At 32.1% G+C, this 23,153-nt stretch carries 18 protein-coding genes; all 18 read right to left on the reverse strand.

Annotated elements, in window-relative coordinates; genetic code table 11:
- Positions 1-40 precede the first annotated feature (40 nt).
- The 18 genes from V5J73_RS11850 to gmd all read right to left on the reverse strand — a co-directional run bounded on the left by V5J73_RS11850 (position 41) and on the right by gmd (position 23,139).
- Entirely contained in the window at positions 41-1,006 is a 966-nt protein-coding gene (locus V5J73_RS11850) for an SDR family oxidoreductase (RefSeq protein WP_338646141.1), read from the reverse strand.
- Positions 1,003-2,067, reverse strand: coding sequence for a Wzz/FepE/Etk N-terminal domain-containing protein (locus V5J73_RS11855; RefSeq protein ID WP_338646142.1), 1,065 nt, complete (start codon positions 2,065-2,067; stop codon positions 1,003-1,005). Before V5J73_RS11855 ends, V5J73_RS11850 begins: the two co-directional genes overlap by 4 nt.
- 70 nt (positions 2,068-2,137) lie before the next feature.
- A complete protein-coding gene (locus V5J73_RS11860) occupies positions 2,138-4,573 on the reverse strand; it encodes an SLBB domain-containing protein (RefSeq protein ID WP_338646143.1) in 2,436 nt (811 codons plus the stop codon).
- Positions 4,574-4,976: 403 nt separating this feature from the next.
- Positions 4,977-7,352, reverse strand: coding sequence for a GumC family protein (locus V5J73_RS11865; protein WP_338646144.1), 2,376 nt, complete (start codon positions 7,350-7,352; stop codon positions 4,977-4,979).
- 9 nt (positions 7,353-7,361) lie between these two features.
- Positions 7,362-7,985, reverse strand: coding sequence for a polysaccharide biosynthesis/export family protein (locus V5J73_RS11870; protein ID WP_338646146.1), 624 nt, complete (start codon positions 7,983-7,985; stop codon positions 7,362-7,364).
- A gap of 499 nt (positions 7,986-8,484) precedes the next feature.
- Positions 8,485-9,903, reverse strand: a complete 1,419-nt coding sequence (locus V5J73_RS11875) for an undecaprenyl-phosphate glucose phosphotransferase (RefSeq protein ID WP_338646148.1) — start codon at positions 9,901-9,903, stop codon at positions 8,485-8,487.
- A 121-nt stretch (positions 9,904-10,024) separates the two neighbouring features.
- A complete protein-coding gene (locus V5J73_RS11880) occupies positions 10,025-10,768 on the reverse strand; it encodes a WecB/TagA/CpsF family glycosyltransferase (RefSeq protein WP_338646151.1) in 744 nt (247 codons plus the stop codon).
- 66 nt (positions 10,769-10,834) lie between these two features.
- The gene (locus tag V5J73_RS11885) at positions 10,835-11,995 is read right to left on the reverse strand and encodes a glycosyltransferase (RefSeq protein ID WP_338646153.1); all 1,161 of its coding nucleotides are present in this window, start codon (positions 11,993-11,995) and stop codon (positions 10,835-10,837) included.
- Positions 11,995-13,218, reverse strand: coding sequence for a glycosyltransferase (locus V5J73_RS11890; RefSeq protein WP_338646155.1), 1,224 nt, complete (start codon positions 13,216-13,218; stop codon positions 11,995-11,997). The genes V5J73_RS11885 and V5J73_RS11890 overlap by 1 nt, the downstream gene beginning before the upstream one ends.
- Positions 13,215-14,138: a phosphotransferase gene (locus V5J73_RS11895; protein WP_338646157.1), complete on the reverse strand. Its 924-nt coding sequence runs from the start codon at positions 14,136-14,138 to the stop codon at positions 13,215-13,217. Before V5J73_RS11895 ends, V5J73_RS11890 begins: the two co-directional genes overlap by 4 nt.
- Entirely contained in the window at positions 14,135-15,457 is a 1,323-nt protein-coding gene (locus V5J73_RS11900) for a hypothetical protein (RefSeq protein ID WP_338646158.1), read from the reverse strand. The genes V5J73_RS11895 and V5J73_RS11900 overlap by 4 nt, the downstream gene beginning before the upstream one ends.
- Entirely contained in the window at positions 15,458-15,976 is a 519-nt protein-coding gene (locus tag V5J73_RS11905) for an acyltransferase (protein ID WP_338646159.1), read from the reverse strand.
- Positions 15,976-16,728, reverse strand: a complete 753-nt coding sequence (locus V5J73_RS11910; RefSeq protein WP_338646161.1) for a glycosyltransferase family 2 protein — start codon at positions 16,726-16,728, stop codon at positions 15,976-15,978. Before V5J73_RS11910 ends, V5J73_RS11905 begins: the two co-directional genes overlap by 1 nt.
- 161 nt (positions 16,729-16,889) lie before the next feature.
- The gene (locus V5J73_RS11915; protein WP_338646164.1) at positions 16,890-17,852 is read right to left on the reverse strand and encodes a glycosyltransferase; all 963 of its coding nucleotides are present in this window, start codon (positions 17,850-17,852) and stop codon (positions 16,890-16,892) included.
- On the reverse strand, positions 17,821-19,053 hold the full coding sequence (locus tag V5J73_RS11920; protein ID WP_338646167.1) for a hypothetical protein: 1,233 nt from the start codon (positions 19,051-19,053) through the stop codon (positions 17,821-17,823). The genes V5J73_RS11915 and V5J73_RS11920 overlap by 32 nt, the downstream gene beginning before the upstream one ends.
- Positions 19,050-20,330, reverse strand: coding sequence for a glycosyltransferase family 4 protein (locus V5J73_RS11925; RefSeq protein WP_338646169.1), 1,281 nt, complete (start codon positions 20,328-20,330; stop codon positions 19,050-19,052). The genes V5J73_RS11920 and V5J73_RS11925 overlap by 4 nt, the downstream gene beginning before the upstream one ends.
- Before the next feature lie 8 nt (positions 20,331-20,338).
- Positions 20,339-21,862, reverse strand: coding sequence for a lipopolysaccharide biosynthesis protein (locus V5J73_RS11930; protein WP_338646171.1), 1,524 nt, complete (start codon positions 21,860-21,862; stop codon positions 20,339-20,341).
- A gap of 194 nt (positions 21,863-22,056) precedes the next feature.
- The gene (gene gmd / locus V5J73_RS11935) at positions 22,057-23,139 is read right to left on the reverse strand and encodes a GDP-mannose 4,6-dehydratase (protein ID WP_338646173.1); all 1,083 of its coding nucleotides are present in this window, start codon (positions 23,137-23,139) and stop codon (positions 22,057-22,059) included.
- Positions 23,140-23,153: the final 14 nt, after the last annotated feature.

The raw sequence follows: 23,153 nt of genomic DNA on the forward strand, positions 1-23,153 counted from the left end.
TAGAAAACCAACTTTATTAAATAAGTTGCTCCTTTCTTTATTATTTTAAATTATTATAATACCAAGCAACTGCTTCCTTTAAGCCATCTTGAATTGAAAATTGAGGCTTATACCCCAATAACTTTTTAGCTTTTTCAATACTAGCCAAAGAATGAGGAATATCTCCAGCCCTATTAGGACCATGTATAACTTCAACATCACTTATTTTAGCATCAAATTCAGACAAATATTCCTTCAACAACCCAACTAACTGTGTCAAAGTTGTTCTGTCCCCATAAGCTGTATTATAAACCGTATTTACCGCCTCTAGATTTTGAGTAGAAATCGCTAATGCATTCATTTGAATCACATTATCGATATAAGTAAAATCTCTTGAATAATTACCATCTCCATTAATTACAGGACTCTCATAATTCATAAATTGCATAACAAACTTTGGAATCACTGCAGCATAGGCTCCATTAGGATCTTGCCTGCGTCCGAAAACATTAAAATAACGCAATCCAATAGTTTCTAAACCATAAGTCTTACTGAATATTTCAGCATACAATTCATTTACGTATTTAGTAATCGCATAAGGAGAAAGCGGTTTTCCAATTACTTCTTCAACCTTAGGCAGCCCTTGTGAGTCTCCATAAGTCGAAGAGCTAGCCGCATAAACAAACCTTTTAACTTTTGCATCACGCGAAGCGGTAAGCATATTTAAAAAACCAGAAACATTAACATCATTTGTAGTTATAGGATCATTTATAGATCGTGGAACAGAACCCAATGCAGCTTGATGCAACACAAAATCTACTCCATGAACAGCAGTATGACAATCCGATAAATTTCTAATATCCCCTTCTATTAAAAAATAATTAGGGTTTTCTAAAAAAGGATTAATATTATGGCGATGACCCGTTGCAAAATTATCCAGACAAACTACTTGATGATTTTTTGATAAAAAATGCTCAGTAAGATTTGAACCAATAAAACCTGCTCCTCCTGTAATTAATATTTTCATAAATTTTTCAGTACCTTTTTTATAATTAAATACACCATTACTAAAAACCCAGCCAAAATCCCTCCAACTACAATTCCCTTAGCTTTCCCGAATTTCTCTTTCTTCAAAGGTAAAATTGGTCGATCAATTACCTGAATTAATGGTGTTTCTTTACGTAGAGTTACTTTAGCTAACTCCGTTTGCTTGACCAATTCCGTTAAAATAGCAGTATTCGCTTGTACATCAACCTGTCTACGGGCAGAAGGAGCACGACGTACGTTGAGGGCTGGATTCAGCATAAAAGTGTTATCGTTAGCAACCGCTACTCCGGTAATAGCTCCATTAAGCTCCCCACGAATAGAATCGGTTTGCCTTTGCAGGATTGCCATATTAAGGCGAGCCTTTTTGCTTTTAGTATCAATATAAAAATCAGATACTTCTTTGACTAGGGCTTCAGTAAAATATTTAGCAAACAATTCGTTGGTGGAGTTTACATCTATAGTAATAATGGCAATTTTCTTGTCCTTTTGCCCTACAGACAATCCTGTTTTGGATAATTCTTGGTACATTACCCCCATAATACTATCGTGTACCCGAGTGAAATACTTGCGTTTAGTTTCCGGCAAGAATTGTATATTTTTTAATTGAGGTTTGTTTGCCCATTTTTTTCTCGAATTGTTTTCCTCAAGATACATCTCGGCTAACGAAATATTTTTTCCATTATAAACAACTGCTGTCATTAAGGTTTGCTCCACCATAGATCTAGACTTGAACAGCTCGGTCAAATTAGAACCAGTAAAAATACTGCCGCCGCCGCCGCCTAAGTCAAAACCCAATGAACTGGCCAATCCTAAGGCACCGCCTAAACCACCACCACCTAACTTCTCATCTTCCAATGCAAAGGACAAGGTTGCGGTATAGATTGGCTTCTTAATAAAAGAATATGTTATTCCTAGGGCTGCCCCTATAATTCCTGCCAACAGTAGTGTTTTCCATTGCGAAAGGAGGTAGTGATACCATTCCTTTACTTTTCCTATCAATTCCTTTAACGAAATTTCATCGTTTGGGGTTGGTTCATTCATAAATTATATTTCTTTATAATGGGTACGTCTAGGTTTAATAAACGTATTTCAATTCACAACTCACTATTCACTATTTAAAAGCAGTCAAAATCAATAAAGCCAAACTAGAGATCACACTTCCTATACCTACCCATTCTCCAGTACTCATCTTTCTAACTTCTGGTTTTTCTGGTACTATAATTTGAGAGCCAGGGGTTACCTTAGGATAAGACCTGATAAAAAGAAACGAATTTGCGGTTGCAGCTTTCCCATTCGGATAAATCACATACGCTTTTTTCTTCCAGCCTTTGGCATCCACTCCTCCTACAGCACTTAAATAATAGCCAAAAGAACGCCCTTTTTCATAAGGAATCTCTGAGGTTAACAGCACATTACCAGCCACCTTAACACCTTCATTGAAGGCAGCGACTTCAATCTCATCACCAGGAAATAAAGTAACATTGCTGGCCTTATTCGGGTTTTTAGCTATCGCTTTCCAATCCAATGGAATGGTCGCAAATTTCAATTCTTCCTTTAATTTTTTCTCTAATTTGTTTTGAATACTGTCTTTTTTTCCCAAATTCAGATTCACATTTTCGATATCCTCAATTTGCTTGGCAGCGATTGGTCTTTTGATTTTAACGCCCTCTACATTGGCCAACGAAGTCAATCCTCCAGCTCTTTGAACAACATCATACACCCTTGATTTCTTATTGACCAAAGCATATTTTCCAGCATAATGTACGGCACCACTTACAGTTACCATTTCTGGTTTTTCATATACTGCCATCTTACGGATGTTCACCACATCAAAAGGATGCAATTCAAAATTTTTCGCTTGTTCGTTATTGTCCGGAGAAATCTCGATATTGAATAATTCTGCTTTATTGGGATTTGCATCATCAATTTGCTCAGATACAATCATCCTAGCTATTTCCACTCTTTTAGAAGCGGAACCTGTTAATCCTCCTGCTTGTACTAAAAAATCATTCAAAGTCAAACCTTCATTATAGTCGTAAATTCCAGGTTTTTTGATTTCGCCATCAATGGTTATTTTATACTCTTCAACAAAATCTAAAATAGAATAAACGGTAACGACATCTTCTTTTTTCAAAGAAACATCTGCTCCAAGATCACCTTCTAATGCCTTTTCTAAATTCACATTGACAATTTCCGTTGTTAAATCGGGTTTCAATCGAATAATCCTAGCTCTTTTACTATAAGCATCCTCTTTTAGTCCATCTGCTTTAGCGATCAAATCCGAAATACGCATCCCTTCATAAAAAGAGTACGTATCTGGTCTAAAAACAGCACCATCAATCTTGATACGGTTTTCAAATCGGTTTAAAATTTTTGTAACAGTAAACACATCACCGGACAAAGGCATATACGTAGTAAACTCTGTTGATTTTATATCCTTAACTTTGAATTCCTTACTTGTTTTTTGCAAGACATTTACCGAAGCTGTGTAGGCAAATTCATTAAATCCAGAAGCAAAAGACAACAAATCAGAAAATGACTCTCCCTTTTTCATTTCAAATATCCCAGGGCGTTTCACCTGCCCTTCAACAGTAACTCTTTGCATATAGGCTGGAATCCGAATAACGTCATTATCTTTTAACCCAACATTATCGGACTGATCGCCATTCACTAAAAAATGATAGATATCAATAGTGCGATATACTTTATTATTCCTTAATAATTCAATATTTCTATAACTGCCATTCTTTCCTGGTCCGCCGCCTAAAAACAAAGCATTATAGACCGTTGCTAAAGAAGAAATTGAATAGTTGCCGGGTTGCTTACTTCCTATCAAAGTTATTTTTATAGTTCGGATACGACTCAAACTAACACTTACTTGAGATTGTCCTGAACTAACAGTACTGTACACTCGCGCAAAAGCAGCTCTAATTTTTTGGGTTGCAGCTTCAATAGACATTCCCGCAACTGGAATCTGACCTACATACTGTATCGTGACTTTTCCTTCAACACTTACCGGTATACTGGCACTAAATTCTTGTATTCCATAAACACTAACCTGCAACTCATCACCAGGCCCCAATACATAATTGACTGGCGTGGCTAATTTCAAATTGGGTTCAAAATTCAAAGTAGGATTATCAAACAATTCCGAACCAAAAATAAGTGCATTAATGGAATCTTTTACTTTCGTATTAACTATTCTTTCCTGCTTTCTTCCAGAATCCTTCTCTAATTCGGTGTCTACTTTGCCCTCGTCTTCCTCCTTTTTAACGGTCCCGCTTTTACTAACGGGCATAGCAAGTCGCTCCTTTAATTTGGCAAATTCAGAGGCAGACATTCCCTTAGCCAAAGCCATAGGTTCCGCTTGCTCTATAGTAACATTATTAGCTTGTAGTTGTGCCTTTATTTTTGAAATATCACTATCCGATAAATAATCTACTTTCAGCGTACTCAAATCAGTACTTTTTAACAAGTCCTGTGCCACCACTGTACCCGATTGAAAAAGAGCTACAAACAGTAAAACAACAATAATTATTTTTTTCATATCTACTATAAAATTTAATTTTATCAAATTTCTAAACTAATAACCACATCTAATTTTTAAATCAAAGTATATTCAAACTACTATTAAAAGATAGATACAGCTTCGCTACAGTAAGTCACATAACAAACCTACGCTTTTACTGAAATTTCCACAAAGCTATAGTAAAATTATAGGAAAATCTATAGTTAGAGTAGGAAATATAAATCAAAAAAGCCATTTGTTTGATTTATAACAGACTACTTGACGCCAGACGGAACCATAATTTTTGCAAAAGTAAGCACAATTGTTTCAAACTGACGAAAAACAGTGAATTACACAAGGAATAACGCCGTTAAATACAAAAAAGTTTACAAAATAAAACATTCTGTAAACTTTTTACTTTTATAACCAAATAAGGTATTTTCTAAAACCGTACTACTTTTTTGTACCAAGCTACTTTTTTAACGCTCGCACCATAGCCGTAACCGTAACCATACCCTTTTGTAGAATCTGTATCGTTAAGCAACAAACACATATTGGGTAATTTCTGCTCTCTATATAAAGTATTCGGAATGTTCAACATGCGTTTTTCCAAAAAGTTAGCACGAGCAACATAAATAAAACAGTCCGCATGCTTGGCGATCAACATAGTATCGGTAACCAAACTTACAGGGGCTGTATCCACAATGATATAGTCATACTGGCTTTTCAAAGTATCAAAAAGAGTATCCACTTTCTTATTCATCAATAACTCTGCTGGGTTGGGTGGAATAATCCCTGCCGGTAAAACATGGAAATCTTCAAATCCGTCATACTTAACTACTAAATCTTCTAGCGCCAAATCTTTTGAAGACAAATAATTAGTGACCCCACGATCAGGCAAAGTCAGATATTCATCCAATCTAGGATTTCTAATATCCATTCCTATCAACAACACCTTTTTACCAGACAAGGCAAACGTAGCCGCTAGGTTAGCTGATACAAAAGTCTTTCCTTCTTTAGGAAAAGTAGAGGTTAGAAAAATAGTTTTAGCCAATCCTTCGGGAACCTTACTCAGCATAAACTCCAGATTAGTCCTGATAATTCGCAACGCTTCTGCCGAACTTGTTCTGCTCTCAGACTTCATGATTTCTGATGGATTATCAGAGGTAGGAACGTCACCTATGAAAGGAATTAAGGTTTTCCCATCTAGATCCAAGCGACTTTTAATCTTGGTATCCAATAAATCCTTAGTGTAAATTACACCAAATGGAACAAGTAGTCCCAACAACAAACCTGCTAGATAAACAATGTTTTTCTTCGGAGAAACAGCTTTCTCACCTGCCTTTGCAACATCTATTACTCTGGCATTAGGCTCTGTAGCCGACAATGAAATAGCAGTCTCCTCTCTTTTTTGTAATAAATACAAATACAATTCCTCTTTTACCTTTTGCTGTCTGGCAATCACTCTAAACTGACGTTCTTGTACGGGTATCTTACCTATCTTAGTATTTAAAGCACCCTCTTCATTATTTAAATTTCTTTTTTGAATGCTCAAGGTAGATTTTAGTCTTTGCAAACTTGCCGTAACTGTCGATTTTAGCGACGCTATTTGCTGATCCATTTTAACTACGGATGGATTTTCAACAGTGGCCGATTTTAAAATACGGTTTCGATCCAAAACCAATTGATTGTAGGAACTGATTAATCCGGAAGTATCTCCATTTGTGGAAATGACATTACTTGGTAACAAGTCTGAATTAGAGCTTTTTTTCATATAGTCCAGCATAGAGGCGACTACATTCAGCTGGATTTCAGTTTCCACTCCTTTTTTATCATATTCACTTGAGCCTTCTATAAAAAGTTTGGCTTCTGTCTCTATATCAGTCAGGTTATTAGATTTTTTGAATTTTTCTACATCTTGCTCTACCCCGTCCAATTCCTGGGTGATCAATGTCAACCTATCAGCTATAAACTTCGAAGTGTTTTCGGAAATAAAATTCTTGTCTGCTGCAGCAGCTTCATTGTAAATCTGTATCAAGTTATCCAAAAAAGCTTCCGCTTTTTTAACAACTGGATCTGTGATTGAAACAGCAACAACACTACTCGTTTTACTGATAGGTTCCACTTTTAGTCTATTTCTAAAACTCTCAACAACATCTCTAAGAGGACTTACTAAAATCCTAATTGTTTTATAATCCCGAACAACAATGGTATTATCGTATTTAGCTTTACTAACAATCAAATTACCATATTTGGTTGGAATTAACTCCTCATATCGAAACTCGTTTTTATTGCTTAACAAAACCTTAGATAATTCATTCTCTGTTTCGTTTTCCAACTTAAAAGTAGTGGATGTTATTTCTGTAAATTTAAAATCCATTTTATTTTCATAAAATTGATTCGTCTTATCAACAAAATAAATCGCTATTGGAGCATCCTGATAAATTTCTCTATCTACTACATTTCCTTTAATAAAAAAAGCAATGTTAAGATTAAGCTTTTTAACGGTGGTTTCTACTAGTTTTCTAGACTTTAAAATTTCAATTTCATTATCAACATTACTCTTCATACCGCCACCCAGCCCCATATCCGCAAAAGCGGATAATTCAGAAAGCATTCCTCCTTTTTTCTCATCTTTTACCAATATAGTTGTTGAAGCCTGATATTGCGGTATTGTATAACGCAAATACAAAAAAGCTAATAATAAACTGACACCTATACCAAGTACAAACCATTGCCAATATATAGAGTATTTATTTAAAAATTCTTTAAGTTGAAAATCATTTTCAAAATCTTCGTCAAAGTTATTATTGTCCATATAATGAGTTTATTTTGTTGTAGTAATTAGTAAGGTAATTAAAGTAATCAACAAGGATGAGATAGAGATAATCACACCCGTATTAGGACCTATAGCAGCTCCATTTATCTTGTTTTTATTAGGCTCCACATATACCACATCATTTTGTGCTAAATAATAAAAAGGAGAATTAATAAAATCTGATTTAGTGATATCAACCCTATTGTATGATTTTATGCCCTCTACTTCTCTAATAACTAAAATAGTATTCCTTTTACCATAAATTGTCAAATCTTTTGCCATCGTCAAAGCCTCAATCAAAGTAATCCTTTCAGAAGAAACATTATAAGTTCCAGGTAAAGTAACCTCTCCTTGCACCGAAACTTTAAAGTTCATGATACGAAGATTAATAATAGGATTTTTTATATACACGGATATCTTATCTCTAAGCAACTTCAGTACTTCAGAACGACTCATTCCGCTAACTTTTAATTTACCCAATATTGGAAACTCTATAAATCCATTAGAATCTACTAAATAAAGCTGTGTAGATTGTTGACCCATTAAATCTGGTCTAGATGCATTGGATATAAAACTCGTTGTTAAATTGAATGGAAGAGCAATTTCAGGATCATCAGCTGAAACTATAATCATTAGCAAATCATCTGGTTGAATTTTAATTTCATATGAATTTGACTCAACCTGAGAGGCTAAACTATCTACATCTTGATAATAGACAATATCTTTTCGGGAAGCACAAGAAAAAAGAAAAAATATTAAAAACAGTGGGATTGTTTTTTGTAGTAAAGAAAAATATTTCATAATGGACTATTTATTATTATTTTAACCTGATCTGTGTTTCTTTTGACTGCCAGCAAAAGTTATGAACACATAACATCATTTGCATTTGATACAAATGTATTTTTGCAATCATTTCAAATGGCTTTAATTTTTTAAAAGGTGCAAATATAAGGATTATCTTTTGGATTGGGGGTTACACAAAAAAGCAATTAAATAATCTAACCCTTTAATGTACTATCTATTTTGTTCAGTAAAATCAATTTTGAATAACTATATATTACAACACTATTCTAGTTAAACAATAAATTACTGTTTTCTTACTAATGAAAACTGGAATACTTTCCACTAAAAACTAATAAGCCTTCTCCTCCCCCTTAAACACATTAAAAACGGTAAGATAAATAATTTTAAAATCTAAAAGGAGACTCCAGTTTTCAATATACCAGATATCATAATCCACACGGTCTTTCATTTCAATCAGTTCTTTCGTTTCTCCACGAAAACCGTTCACCTGTGCCCATCCCGAAATACCAGGCTTGGCGTAATGACGCACCAGATAATTATTGATTAATTCCGAGTATTGTTCGGTATGAATTAACATATGAGGTCGCGGTCCAATAACGGACATAGTACCCCATAATACATTAAAAAACTGCGGTAATTCATCGATATTGGTTCTGCGCATAAAGGCCCCTAGTTTGGTTACTCTCTTGTCCCCAAGGGTCGCCTGCATCTTATCTGCAGCAGTATTCACCCGCATCGTTCGGAATTTCAAACACCAAAATTCTTTATTATCCCTGCCTGAGCGCTTTTGCCTAAAAAAAATCGGTCCCGGAGAATCCATTTTGATGAGGATAATCAGTATGGGAAACAACCACGGAAAAATCAGAACAATAACGCCAAGAGAAAAACAAACATCAACTATTTTTTTCAACAGTCGATTAAGCGATCCCTCCAAAGGTTCCTTACGCAACATCAATACCGGCGTATTTTCGTAAAAAGTGATTTCTACCTTACGAGACTTGGTATATTGCTGAAAATCAGGAATAAATTTAATACGTACCATATACCGTTCACATAGGGCAGTCAATTGATGGATGATTTTAATCTGGTCAATGTGTAACGCAATATACATCTCATCAACATTATTAGTGCTAATATAGTCCTGAATAGTATCAAATCCTCCTAATACGGGTAAGGAAATAGGTGCAAATGGATCTACTTTATCATCAAAAAAACCGAGGATTCGATACCCATACGTCAGGTCTTTTGATAAAATCTTTCGAATATTCTCCCCTGCATCATTGGCACCAACTATAATTACATTTTTAAAATTGTATCCTTCGGCTCGGATGTACTTTAAAAATTTCATAAACGCCACACGGGAAACAAAGAGAAAAAGAAAAAAAATCAAATAAAAATAAAACAAACGCAAACGCGATATGTCAGTATATTTCAAAACCGTCACAAATAAGGCAATAAGCGATAAATGAATCGATATATGCCTGATCATGCGGATAAGAATTGTCTCGATACGCTCAATCCGAATGATTCGATACGAATCTTTATGTAGCAATAAAATAATCCATAGCAGGTTAGATAATAAAGAAACCGTTCGGACTTCTTTAAAATGAAGCCGGTCTAAACCCTCATAGCGAAGCAGAAACGATAGAATAATAGCTCCGTTTAACAACAACAGATCCCACAGCACAAAGCCAAGTTTAAAATAACGGGAAAAACGGTAAGCGGCTAGGTCTTTTAATAGTGACATAACTAATTGGAAGTTTCTATTTTATTTATAATCTTTAGTATTTACTCCGGGAATTTATTTAATCGATTGTCTCATTTTTATTTTTGATTAAACGAAAAATAAACTTTACTTCATAAACGGTTCAACTTTTTGTTAAACGATTAAATTTCTCCCTCATAATCAATTGAATAAAAATTGGTCCATAATACAAATACCTTTTCCACATCCTTTTAGGTTCTTTTACCAAACGAATGAACCACTCCAAGTGCAATTGGATCCAAAAAGGGGAAGGACGTTCAACAGTTCCAGCGTAGAAATCAAAAACGGCACCAATGGAACAAATAATTGTGGTGTCTAATTGTGCTTTATGGGCAAAACTCCATTTCTCCTGTTTAGGTGCAGTCATACCTACAAACAAAACATCGGGTTTATAGGCATTGACTACTTTCAACATTTGCTCGTTATCACTAGCCGAAAACTCCGACTTATAAGGTGGCGAAAAAGTCCCAACTTTGATATTAGGAAACTCATTAGATAGTCGTGTGGTAATTTTTAACAAAGTACTCTCGGAAGAACCCAAATAAAAACAACTACCCGCTTTTTTATTCAAATCGTCCAAAAGATACTGATGAATATCAGCTCCGGCAATTTTTTTTATTTTCTGACCATTCAACAATTGAACTGCCGCCACTACAGCCATACCATCCGGTAATAAAACATCCGATTGTTGCAAGGCAAGTTTAAATGCAGGATCCTTCTCTGCAATACAAAAGGAATATTGGTTAATCGTATTGATTAGCGTTTTGCCAACTCTAAAACATTCTTTTAAATCACCACTGTATATGGAATAGTCTAGTAACGGAACTGTAGCAATTGAATTAGTCATTATTTTTAATCATTGGGTAATTTATTGGATACTTCCTACTGATATATGTATCTTTTGTGCTTTAATTTATTTCTTTTTTAAAACTTTACTATAAATAGCATCAAAATATCCTAGTTGCAATTCAGGTAAATACGCATCCTGATAATTTCGAAAAGCATTAGAACCCATTTGTTTTTTCTCGGCAATAGATAGAGCATTGAATTTAGTAATAATCTCTTTTAAATGATTCACATTTCCAGGTTCAAAATGAAATCCATTGTAACTATCGATTATTAATGATTGAGGAGCTCCAATTTTAGAGGCGATGACTGGCGTCTGATTTGCAAATGCTTCTATATTTACCAAACCAAACATTTCATAACATATAGAAGGAAAAATTAAAGCCTGCGTTTTTTGCAATTCTTCGGTGACTTTTTCAGTGGTCAAATTACCCAAATAAATTACATTACATGATTGTTTTGCCAAATTTAACACTAATTCTTTCAGTGGTCCATCACCAGCAATTTTTAATACAAATGGCGAATCTTTAAAAGCTTTCAATAAAACTGCTATTCCCTTTTCTTCAGATAAACGACCAATGAACAAAAAATGCTGTTCACGTTCGCTAGGCTGAAAATCTTTTGGCGCAGAAGTAAAATTAGGTTTAACGGTAAAACGATCTTTCAAAACTCCAAAATTCGATTGTTGAAAAAGAGTAATAGCAAAAGGAGTCAAACACACATAGGCATCTATTTTTTCCCAGGTACCAATCTCCTTATGAAACCAAATCACAAAACCAAGCCAAAAAGTTTGCAAAATTGATGAACGATATACCTTATTGCGTACCGCAGTCCAAGGAAATGATTCTTTCAAACTGTTTGTAAACAAAATTCCCTTGTGTAAAAGAATAGCAGAAGGGCATAACAAACGGTAATTGTGAACGGTATGAACAATGGGAATACCTAATCGATTTATTTCCCTAAAAACCAATGGACCCATTGCAAAATGCCAATTGTGCACATGCACTACATCAGGTTTGAATTCCTGAATTTTTTTTCTGACTGTTGTAGCAGAACTAATATTCCAGATAGAACATAAAAATTGCAACGCACCTTTCCAACCAGCCTGATTTTGAAACCAGAGAACTTCAACAGTATGATGATGCTTTAATAATTCTATCTCCTGCTTTACAACAGCATCTTCTCCGCCATGTAATTGGTAATGGGTATGAATGAGGAGGATTTTCATTAATTATTTACATTTTGAAAATCATTCTCAATGATATTATAAACTTGACTCACAGTTTGTTCCCATGAGTAGTGACTAATATATTCCTTACATTTCTGCGATTTAATAACGATTTCCTTTGAGTTCTTTGAAATGGAATTCAATTTCAATGCCATTTCATTAACAACATTTTGATACGTTTTATTATTTACATCTAATACCCAACCAATATCATTATTATTAAAATATCCAGGTCCACCCATATTAAAACTCAAAACTGGGAGAACATTGATCATTGCTTCTAACACGACCATCCCACCGCTGTCATGTAAACTAGGAAACATAAAAAGATCATTATTTTGATATAATTCTTTTAGTTGTTCTTGTGGCAACCAATTAATCCATATAATATTTTCTGACAAGCCTAAGCGCTTTATTTTTTTTCTTAAAAAAGGCTCAAACTCTCCTTTGCCAACTAAAGTTAAAGTAAAATTATTATTTTCCGTTTTTAGTAGTGATAAAGCATCAAGTGCCATTTGAATCCCTTTCCAATAAATAAATTGGCCAACATATAGAATTTTTAAATTTCCGTTTAATGAAGTTTTATTTAAAATTACATTTTCATTAGTAATACCAATTGCAGGAAAAGAATGAATTTTATTTTTAAATGAATGTGACAAGTACGCAGCCGATTCATTTGTAGTACAAAAAATTTTTCTGGATTGATTAAAAATGATTCTTGAAATAGGATTCCATTTGACAAAAGCATTCAAACTGTTTCTTAAATTTTCTTTTAATCTGTAACGTACTGGTAGTCCTCGTAGAAGAGTTGCAGAGCAAGATTCTCCGCCTCCAAGAGGCCCATAATAGAATGGTACTCCCAAAAAACCTAGAAAACTATATTTGCGTATTGCTACAAATGTTATGTGGTGAATAATATCTGGTTGTAATAGATAAAGTTTTTTTTTGACATTAAAATATATTCCGATTTGCCATAAAAAATAATAAACATGAACTCCAAACACTTTTTTTAGCCACATCAATTTTACCGGAAGATCATAATAAATAAATTGAATATTTAAATCATTTAGAATAACTGATTCTATTATTTGTTTGTTATTCAATCGTGTAATCACTATAGTCTTGTGCCCTCGTTTTGCTACCTCTAAAGCCCAGTTCCACCCCACCCCAGGTTCTGATCCTCGATTGGGTTCGCATGCGTATGCAGATAATAATACTCTCATAATTGTAAATTAGGAAGGTCTTGATGTAATTGAAGGTATTTTTTAGTCAATTTCGAAACTTTACCCTTTCTTTTTTCATCTTCTAATTTAGCTATTACAAAACAACTCAAATATTGTTTTATGTCTTCTATATCAAAGTTGTCAAAGAAACGTTGAATCCAAACCATATTATCTTCCAAAATCTGTCTATTTGATATGTTTGGAGTTAAAAGAAAAGCAGTTTGAAAAACATAGGTAAACAAATCGTATCCAAGAACATATTTTCCTGCTAATTCCCAATCTATTAGTAAAACATTACTTTCGCCTTGCTGTAATAAATTCCATGGACAGCAATCGCCGTGATTGAAACTTGTAGTAATACTTTCATTTGAATCGACATTTCGTGACGCTATGTTTAATAGGTATAAAAAAATAGATTCATTTATAGTGGTTGACTTAATTTTTTGAGCAATAATATAGTCCGTTTCCATAAATTGAACCCCCTCTTTTAAGTAAAAATTTTTTACTTTCGGTGCATTGAATTTACCATTTAATTCATTCAAAATGGCATATTCATTGTTAATCAATTCAATACCTCGTTTGGTATTACCTATCTTAAAGAAAGTTATATCTTTTTTTGAATACTTAATCAAAGTTGTTTTCTGGTCAGGTCCTTCTGTACCTATTTTAATTTGAAATGCTGCATTATTCGAATCTAAAAGTTTTAAGATTGTCTGAATAGAAGACGGCATAGACTTTTGATCACATGTGAAAAATGATCTAAAAAAATTGGAATTCAATAATAGGTTCCAAAATAATTTTGTTGAAACAGAAAAAGGAGAATAAAGAAAATCAACGCCCCTGCTTTTTTCCATTAAATTTACTGAAAAAAAATACTCTTTTCTTCCTGGTGGAAAATACACAAACTTATTATTTGTCATACTCTGTAACGTTTATTGTATCGATTAACCAAATAACTGTAAAGTACTTTTTTTACTTCAAAACTTGCAATTTCGGCTCGTTGCGTATTATCAATAATCGAAAGATGATTCAATTTATATTTCAAATCTAAATAAGCCTGACCTTGTCTTTTCGATTCTTCAAAGCTAACTTCTTGTTTGCGTTGTTGCAAAATTTCTGCTGGCGCATCAATCACAAAGAAAAGATCTGGTTTCGGAATGATTCTGCCTATAAACTGAGTTAGTAAAAGACTCCCATTATGCCTATACCTTCTTGGATCTACTAAAATATCATAGTAATAACGATCAAAAATGACCAACTTGCTACGAACTTTTTGAGGATAAGCAATCAGCCAATACCCAAAAATATATTTAAAAAGAAAATACATCAATTTAAGATTGGACATCATCCAAGATCTTGGGATTTGATCATGTGGATTTGTCACAGGAGCTTTTCCAGAAGCTTTATTTTTAGTTGCAAATAAGTGATGGTATTCCGTACCTCTGAATGCTTCAAAGTCCGGTGAATCGTTCATTAAATGATCTATAACAGTAGATTTCCCTGAGCCATCACAGCCAAGAACTGAAATGATAAGACCTGTGGGCTTAGTAAATCTGTAAACCTTTCGTTTAAACTCAAAAATTTCGGTTATAAAACTTCTCTGATACTTACTTTGTGATTCTATGCTGAGTGTTTTGAAAAAATCTTTTGAAAATCCAGTAAAATCAGATTTGTCAAAAATTTCAATTAATTTTTGTGATGAAGTTTCATGGAACCGTTTATATAATTGTTCAATAATTCGTCCACGATCTTGTAACCATAAATTATGGAGATATTCAAATTGTTCAACATTAATGTTTTGTTTTTCAATTTTCTTAATAAGATAATAAATAAATGCAACATCATTGGAACATACCCAAAACTCAACACCATTTTTACCAACTAATTGTCTGGAGTTAAGCAGCTCTATATCAGTAAGAATAATTCGACCTTGCCTCATGTAATTAGCACAAAAATCCAAAGCCAACATACTAAAATTTCCATTGGTATTATTAACAGTAGATGCGACAAAGTATTTTCCCTCACTTTCATGTTGCAGTAAATTACATATTTCAATCTCATAAGCAATAGAAAATCGGCTTACAATTGAATTCACCTCTTTAAATTTTTCAGAATCAATAACTATATCTATGTCGCCCCCTATTTTAGAAGGATACTCATTAGTATTCCCCAGGATACAATAATTAATTTCTTCAATTTTAAGAAAATTTATTAGTTTGATAAAAATCTCATTTTTCAATTATTCTCTTTTTTTAATTAATTTAGCAGGAACACCTCCAATTACACTATTCTCCGGAAATGATTTCGTAACTACTGCTCCAGATCCGATTACAGAATTACTTCCAACGGAAACCCCTGGTAAAATAATTACACGAGTTCCAATCCATACATTATTTCCAATAAAAATAGGGTTCTCAATAGATGGATTGCTAGGGTCAACCATCGGTTTTGTCATATCAGAAATATCATGTGTAACAGCCATAATCACAACATCCGGCCCCATCATAATATGAGAACCAAGGGTTACGGGCCCCGATATTCTTGAATTCTGGCCTATTTGTGAATAATCACCAACTTTCAATTTTGAGCCATTACCAAAATAACATTTATTCTTAACAATCACATTTTTACCACATTCTAAAATAATTCTTTTTACTAAAAAGTAACGGAGTTTATAGAATAGTTTGTATCCAGGAAATGGTTGCATCGGCAAATACTTAGCAAACATGTAATAAAGTAAGAGGTATATTTTTTTCATTACAATGACTTAAAAATAGTTACGCGCAAAAATCTCAATGACGCTGAGAATGAATTTTGAAAAATGTTTAACCCTGCAAATCTCCTTGCCTTAAAGCCTTCATCTAAAGCCGATAAAATACTCATGTTTCCACTTATTCCATCCAGTCTATAGTTAACATACGCTTCAGGTAGATATATAAAATTATTAGGTTCTCTTAAATATTGTTTTAAAACAAACTCGTAATCAGATAATGCACGAAGATTTATGTTATATAATTCATTTTTATAAACTTCTTTATGGACAAACATAGAAGGGTGGTTATAAGTCATTCCATAGTAAATAAATTTAAAACTTGAGGGATGAAACCTTTTGACTATTCTAGTACCATCTTCAAGAATATCAAATCGATCACCATGGAAAATACGTTTGCTTGGATTTTCAATATAGGATTTAACTATCAATTCAACAGCATTTGGTTCATACCAATCATCGCTATTAATCATACCAATTAACTCTCCCTTGGCATATGAAATTCCTTTATTCATAGCATCATAAAGACCTTTATCTGGCTCACTAATCCAAAAAGATATCTCCTTTTCATATTTTTGTATAATATCAATTGTTCCGTCTGTTGAACCTCCATCAATAATAATATACTCAATATTCGTATGTGATTGATTAATTACACTTTGAATAGTTTGTTCAAGTGTCTTTGAACCATTGTAAACGACGGTAACTATACTTATTAGAGGTGATTGATTAGAGTTCATATGTATTTCAGCAGATTTTAATTTTTTACTGCATTAGGATTAATTTAATCTTATAAATTTCGCACGGTTTCAACTCTATATCTGGCTATCCAATATTGGCTTGAAAATGACTGATGCAGATTAAAGCATATATTATAAACCAATTAAAACTACTTTATATTTTACGCACGAACTTTTTCAATTTTTTGTCTGATAATATTAAAGAAATAGGGAGAAATACTGCAAGTAAAAAAAATAAATCTACGTTTGAGAGTTACATTTTTTGAAAAAAGCAAATACAAAGCCTCTTTTTTAATCTCTTTCTTGATTTTTGTATAAAACAATTTGAATTCCAAATCATTTTTTAGATCTAAAGAAGTAAGCAATACTTTGAACGAATAAATCCTGCAAGTTAACTTTAAATCATTTACCACTTTTTCTTTCCAAAAAACTGTCAACAATCTATAAACCTTATACATGTCTTCAGAATTTTTTAATTTCCATGAGGACATTATAGAGTTTGCATTACCTTGGTAATAAAAGTATAAAGGTCTTTTAAGTAAATATACTTGTTTAGCATAGTAAACTAATTTCAAATTAAATTCAGCGTCTTCATGTAAAATACCAGGATAAAATTTCAATTGAAATCTGACTAAGAGATCTCTTTTTATAATAAAACGTTGACTTGCCCCAACAGAATAATTTGATATATAATCCTTTGAACACAAAAGCAAATCCTTATTGATTTCTCTTTCAAAGCGGTTATTAACAGGATTGTCATATGTATAATATAAATTGGTGGCAATTAGATTGTATTGTTTATTAAGATACCCAAATAAACATTTTATACTATCTTCACATATCCAATCATCGCTATCTATAAACCACACATATTTACCCTCCGTTGCTGCTAATCCATTATTTCTTGCAATACTTAACCCTTGGTTTTCCTGATTGATTATCTTCATGTTTTTATGAAGATTTAAATACTCATGAACAACTTCCATACTCTTGTCTGGAGTTCCGTCATTTACTATAATAACTTCAAAACTTTCATAAGGAATATTTTGATTGTAAATACTATCTAAGCAACGTCTAATGTATTTTTCAACATTATAGACGGGTATTATAATTGAGAGCTCCATAACTATTTTTAACTAATTTCTTTTTATTTCCTTTATATAAAATATACATTGTCAATGCAATAACAATCATATTACCTCCAATAAAAGCAGTTGGATAAAAAATAGTAGACAAGATTAAATAAACATACCAACTTTGTATATAATAAAATCTGGAATCACATTTTTTCTTAAACCCCTCTTTTGCTAGAAAATAAAATATACTAATTGAGAATGGAAATCCAACAATTATAGCTAAACCAATAAAGCCCAAATCAACCCAATTAATAGGAAATGCATTTGTTGAAGCGTCAGCATTAAGGTTCATTTTACGACCGTACTCCGAATCACCCGGAAGTCCACTCCCAAGTATAAACTCAGTACTATTTTTTGAATGAGAATTAACAAAATAATCTAATTGTAAAAATCTAACATAATCCTCTTTCGAATTTTGATCTTCAATACTTCTATTAATAGAATAATTAATGACATTGTTAACTTGTGGTATATTCAACATTAAAATACCGAATAATAAGAATACTACGAAGGCTGCAACATTTTTACTACTAATCTTCAAATATCCTTTTTTATATAGAAGAAACAAAAAAGCAAGTACAATTGCTATAATTATACTCCTTGAACCCTGTAATAAAAAATACAAAGAAAGTATTATTGTCAAGAATAAGAACTTAAGGTTTTTTCTTTCATGAAATTTATTAAATGCAAATAATAAGCCTAGAGATAAAAATCCTTGTCCATAAAAAGTCCATCTAACTACCTCTGTTGAAATAGTACTTACACCAATATCTGAATTGAATATTTTAATAGGATATAAAAAATATTGAGCAATGAATAGTATAAACAATGCTACTGAAAATAAAACAATTAACTTTTCAACTGATTTAATTGACGCATCATAAGCTACTAGAAAATAATAAAAAAAAATTTGAGCTAAAAACAATGAAGTCTTTAAAGAAACTAATATGTCTTGATTTCTAAAATAAGATGACGACATAAAATTAACCAATAAAGAACATCCAATAATAATAAAAAAAGAACCAAATTTAGTTTGTTTACGAAGGCTAAGTATAATACCAATGAATATCATTACCCATTGTACAAATTTCAACAGGTTCTCAATTATTGATAATGGAATTATTGATAAATTAAAGAAATTCAGCTGTATTAATAAAACCAATATCAATAAAATAATTCTACTATTCATTTCTTAAAAAATTTACCAATAATTTTTTTTTTAAAATTCCAAATTAATTCTATCGGAGGAACCATTTCCATAAAAGGGAATATTGCTTTACTTCTTCTTAATTTTTCTTTCAGCTGCTTTAAATGAAAATTATTTTTTAGGTCTGAATTTATATCTAAATTCTCTTTATGGTTAGTCAACTCAAATTCCCATTTATTTATAATATTTTCAAATGAAAAATTATTGTTTATAAATTTATATATATCAAAATATTCATTATTCCCTTTTTCTCTCTTAAGAGATTTAATTATGAAACTTGCTAATTCTCGTTCATCATGATACAGAAAATTAGAAGGATGTACAGTATCAATATAACCCGGGCATTTAATTGTAACGATCTGACAACCCATAAGTTGCATCTCTACAGCACCTATACCAAATGTTTCTGTGTTTCCTGAGGGATTTGGAACACCAACTTTACAATCTCTTAGGATGTCAATTTTCTCAATTCCCATTGTTCCTAAGAAGTGTACTGATGGTAATATATTTTTATTTTTATCAGTGACAAAATCAATAAATTTATTCTCGTAGCTTTCTTCAGCTATTCCATACTTACCCAACTTACTAGACCTATCGTATAATTTACCATTTCCGATAACATAAAGTTGTGCATCTGGAATTTCGCTTAAAATTTCTTTCCAAGCTTTAGCTAGCAAATGAAACCCTTTTACTCTAACTAAACTACCTAAATATACAACCTTATTTTTTCTCTCTTCGTTTGGATTAAATTTGTCCAAATAAAATTTCGCTTCCTTTACTGGTACTCCGTTATAAATACATATTGACTTATAAATAGATTTATGATCCCGATATAAATCGAGGGATTCTTTACTAACATGCACTAATCTTACAACATTCTTTTTTGAAGCAAAATATTTCAAATCTTTATAAGTCACAAAATTATGAGCCCAAATAAAGTATTTAAGACTGTTATTTGATTTGTCAATAATGTCTTTTACATGATGTTTATAATCAACAACTAATATCTCAACATTGTCTTCTGAACAATTATTTACGCAGTTTTCTAAATCCTTAACAACTCTATAATATATATCAGGAAAAAAGCCTTCTTCTTCAACATATAAAATAACATCAATATCATTATCACGCAAAGAAAGTAAACACGAGATACACAAGATTTCATATTCAGATCCACCAATTCCAGGATTTGCTTCTAATACAGTTGATGTATCTATATCAGAGAAACCTTTGTTTCTTAAAAAAAAACCAACAGTCATAATCTATTTTATTTTATAAACCTCTTCAAATCTATTATCGTAGTTTTCACAAATTTTTTCTCTGAAAAATCTAATCCAACAAAATAAATTACAATTATTGATGATATAACAGAAACACCACTAACAACGAAAAATGAATATAAATGATCACTTAATGTAAACTTAAGATATAATGGTAAAGGAATAGATAAAGCAATTACAAATAAACATTTAAATATTACTTTAAACACATACTCTCTTATGGAAAGATCGATTAATTTTCTAATAATTATTAGTCTCGCTATATATGCAATTATTTCAAAGAAAATATGAACTATAAAAACTGTATAAGGTTCTCCTCCTAATTTTAGGATTAAATAAGATGAAGGTAATATTAATAAAAAAATACTGGAAACAATTATTTCAAACATTTTAACTTTTCCAGTAGCCATTGCAGAAATAATTATCGGATTAGAAATTGCGTCAAATATTGATGTAATAAGTATTAATCTTAAAAAAACAACTGTATATAAAGGCACATCTTTTAACCAGATATCTAAAATAATGTTAGTTTCTAAAAACACAGGAACACAAAGTACATATAATAGAAAGAAAGTAAACTTAGAACTTCTAAATATTAAACTATACATGTATTGAAAATTTTTAGAAGCATATGATTTAGTTATTTGTGGATTAATTGCCATCTGAAAATTCACGGTAAACTGACTAATAACACCTTGTACCATTGTTGCAATACCCCTAGCGGCATTTACAACCGGACCGAAGAAAATATTTAACAATATATTAATACCTTGAGAAAAAGTAATATAAGAAAAGTTGCTCAATAGATTCCATCCTGCAAAAGAGGTCATTTCTTTAATTAAAGTCGCATCATATTTAAATCTTTTGATTTCTGTACCTTGAAAATTTTTCTTACAATAAATAATGTAAATAAAACGAATAGCAAATTGAACTATAAAGTACAAGAAAGAATATAAAATTAAATTATCAAATGATGAATAAGCTAATAATACTACAATAAGAAGTTTGAAAAACACCTCAGCAACAGAAATGTATGTAAATACTTTCATTTTTTCGTGTGCAATAATCATCGCATAATATGGCACACTAATTATTAATACAATCATATTTAAGATTGCAAATTGATATACCCAAACTGCGGCCATAAATCTATTGTCAGGGATATTCATTTGTGTATTAAGAAACCATAACCCAATTGTTTCACCTAAAATTAGAATACTTAATCCAATTATTACATGAATAAATAAACTTATAGAAAACACAACTCTTAGTTTTTCATTATCTCCTGCTTCTAATTCAAAGGTTAAATATCTTTGCGTAGAAGAAGCCATTGCTCCATTTAAAAATGAAAAAGTGGATACTATGCCCCCAACAACATTATATATACCAAAATCCTCTACTCCCAGATACATTAATACTAACCTACTAGTATAAAATGAAATGGCCATTACAAAAAACATCCTAATGTAAAGTAGAAATGTATTTTTAGCTATCCTATTGTTATTAGACATTATATGTTTTTGATATGTTTTAAATAAAAATTGTCACTATGCAAAAAGCAGAGATAATTAAAAGTATACCCTAACTAGAGTTAGAGGTCACAATGTGGCTTCCTTAAAAAAAAGAAATTATTTATGGAAGTACCAAAGAATAAAACTACCGACATTTGTGGTAATGCCTCCGTCTTTGAAATACCGTTTTTAACCTACAACAATCTCAAATCACTCGCCACCATCTCTTTCACCATTGCGGCTAAGTCATATTGTGGCTCCCAACCCAATTGTGTTTTTGACTTCGTAGGATCTCCAATCAATAAATCAACTTCAGTAGGACGGTAATATTCTGGATCGACACGAAGCACCACTTTACCTATTTCCAACTGATACAAAGGATTTGAACAGGCAGCTACTGTAGCCGTTTCATTTTCTTGTTCTCCATCAAAAGTCAATGTAATGCCTACCTCAGCAAAAGCCATGATTACGAAATCTCTGATATAAGTTGTAACACCTGTTGCAATTACATAATCCTCAGGAATATCTTGTTGTAAAATACGCCACATTGCTTCTACATAATCCTTTGCATGTCCCCAGTCTCTTTGAGAATTCAAGTTTCCTAAAAATAGACAATCTTGTTTTCGTTTAGCAATAGCAGCGACTGCCATGGTGATTTTACGGGTAACAAATGTTTCACCACGTCTTGGAGATTCGTGATTAAAAAGAATACCGTTACAGGCATACATATCATAGGCCTCACGGTAGTTTTTGGTAATCCAAAAACCATAAATCTTTGCTACACCATACGGGGAACGTGGATAAAATGGAGAGTTTTCATCATAAAACCCTTTTTCATTTTTATTTTCTGCAAATCCACCATACAATTCAGAAGTGGAAGCTTGATAAATTCTAGTTTTTTTTGCTAAACCTAATATTCGTACGGCCTCTAATATTCGTAAAGTCCCTATCCCATCTACATTAGCTACATATTCAGGAGAATCAAAAGACACCTTCACATGCGACATCGCTCCCAAATTATAAATCTCATCGGGTTGCACTTCCTGAATGATTCGTATAATGTTAGTAGAATCAGTTAAATCTCCATAATGCAATTTAAAATTAACATGTACTTCATGCTGGTCTTGATAGATATGGTCGATACGCTGCGTATTAAAAGAAGAAGCGCGGCGTTTAACACCATGAACCATATATCCTTTTTCTAATAATAATTCTGCCAGATAAGATCCATCTTGTCCTGTAATTCCTGTTACTAATGCTACTTTATGAGTTGCCATGATTCTATTTTTTT

This window comes from Flavobacterium sp. KS-LB2 (assembly GCF_036895565.1).
Taxonomy (GTDB): Bacteria; Bacteroidota; Bacteroidia; order Flavobacteriales; family Flavobacteriaceae; genus Flavobacterium.

Coding starts and splice junctions, on each gene's coding strand:
- V5J73_RS11865 (WP_338646144.1), bottom strand. CDS start 7,352: ATGGACAATAATAACTTTGACGAAGATTTTGAAAATGATTTTCAACTT.
- V5J73_RS11860 (WP_338646143.1), bottom strand. CDS start 4,573: ATGAAAAAAATAATTATTGTTGTTTTACTGTTTGTAGCTCTTTTTCAA.
- V5J73_RS11915 (WP_338646164.1), bottom strand. CDS start 17,852: ATGGAGCTCTCAATTATAATACCCGTCTATAATGTTGAAAAATACATT.
- V5J73_RS11850 (WP_338646141.1), bottom strand. CDS start 1,006: ATGAAAATATTAATTACAGGAGGAGCAGGTTTTATTGGTTCAAATCTT.
- V5J73_RS11870 (WP_338646146.1), bottom strand. CDS start 7,985: ATGATTATAGTTTCAGCTGATGATCCTGAAATTGCTCTTCCATTCAAT.
- V5J73_RS11885 (WP_338646153.1), bottom strand. CDS start 11,995: ATGAAAATCCTCCTCATTCATACCCATTACCAATTACATGGCGGAGAA.
- gmd (WP_338646173.1), bottom strand. CDS start 23,139: ATGGCAACTCATAAAGTAGCATTAGTAACAGGAATTACAGGACAAGAT.
- V5J73_RS11930 (WP_338646171.1), bottom strand. CDS start 21,862: ATGTCTAATAACAATAGGATAGCTAAAAATACATTTCTACTTTACATT.
- V5J73_RS11880 (WP_338646151.1), bottom strand. CDS start 10,768: ATGACTAATTCAATTGCTACAGTTCCGTTACTAGACTATTCCATATAC.
- V5J73_RS11875 (WP_338646148.1), bottom strand. CDS start 9,903: ATGTCACTATTAAAAGACCTAGCCGCTTACCGTTTTTCCCGTTATTTT.
- V5J73_RS11905 (WP_338646159.1), bottom strand. CDS start 15,976: ATGAAAAAAATATACCTCTTACTTTATTACATGTTTGCTAAGTATTTG.
- V5J73_RS11890 (WP_338646155.1), bottom strand. CDS start 13,218: ATGAGAGTATTATTATCTGCATACGCATGCGAACCCAATCGAGGATCA.
- V5J73_RS11855 (WP_338646142.1), bottom strand. CDS start 2,067: ATGAATGAACCAACCCCAAACGATGAAATTTCGTTAAAGGAATTGATA.
- V5J73_RS11910 (WP_338646161.1), bottom strand. CDS start 16,728: ATGAACTCTAATCAATCACCTCTAATAAGTATAGTTACCGTCGTTTAC.
- V5J73_RS11920 (WP_338646167.1), bottom strand. CDS start 19,053: ATGAATAGTAGAATTATTTTATTGATATTGGTTTTATTAATACAGCTG.
- V5J73_RS11925 (WP_338646169.1), bottom strand. CDS start 20,330: ATGACTGTTGGTTTTTTTTTAAGAAACAAAGGTTTCTCTGATATAGAT.
- V5J73_RS11895 (WP_338646157.1), bottom strand. CDS start 14,138: ATGACAAATAATAAGTTTGTGTATTTTCCACCAGGAAGAAAAGAGTAT.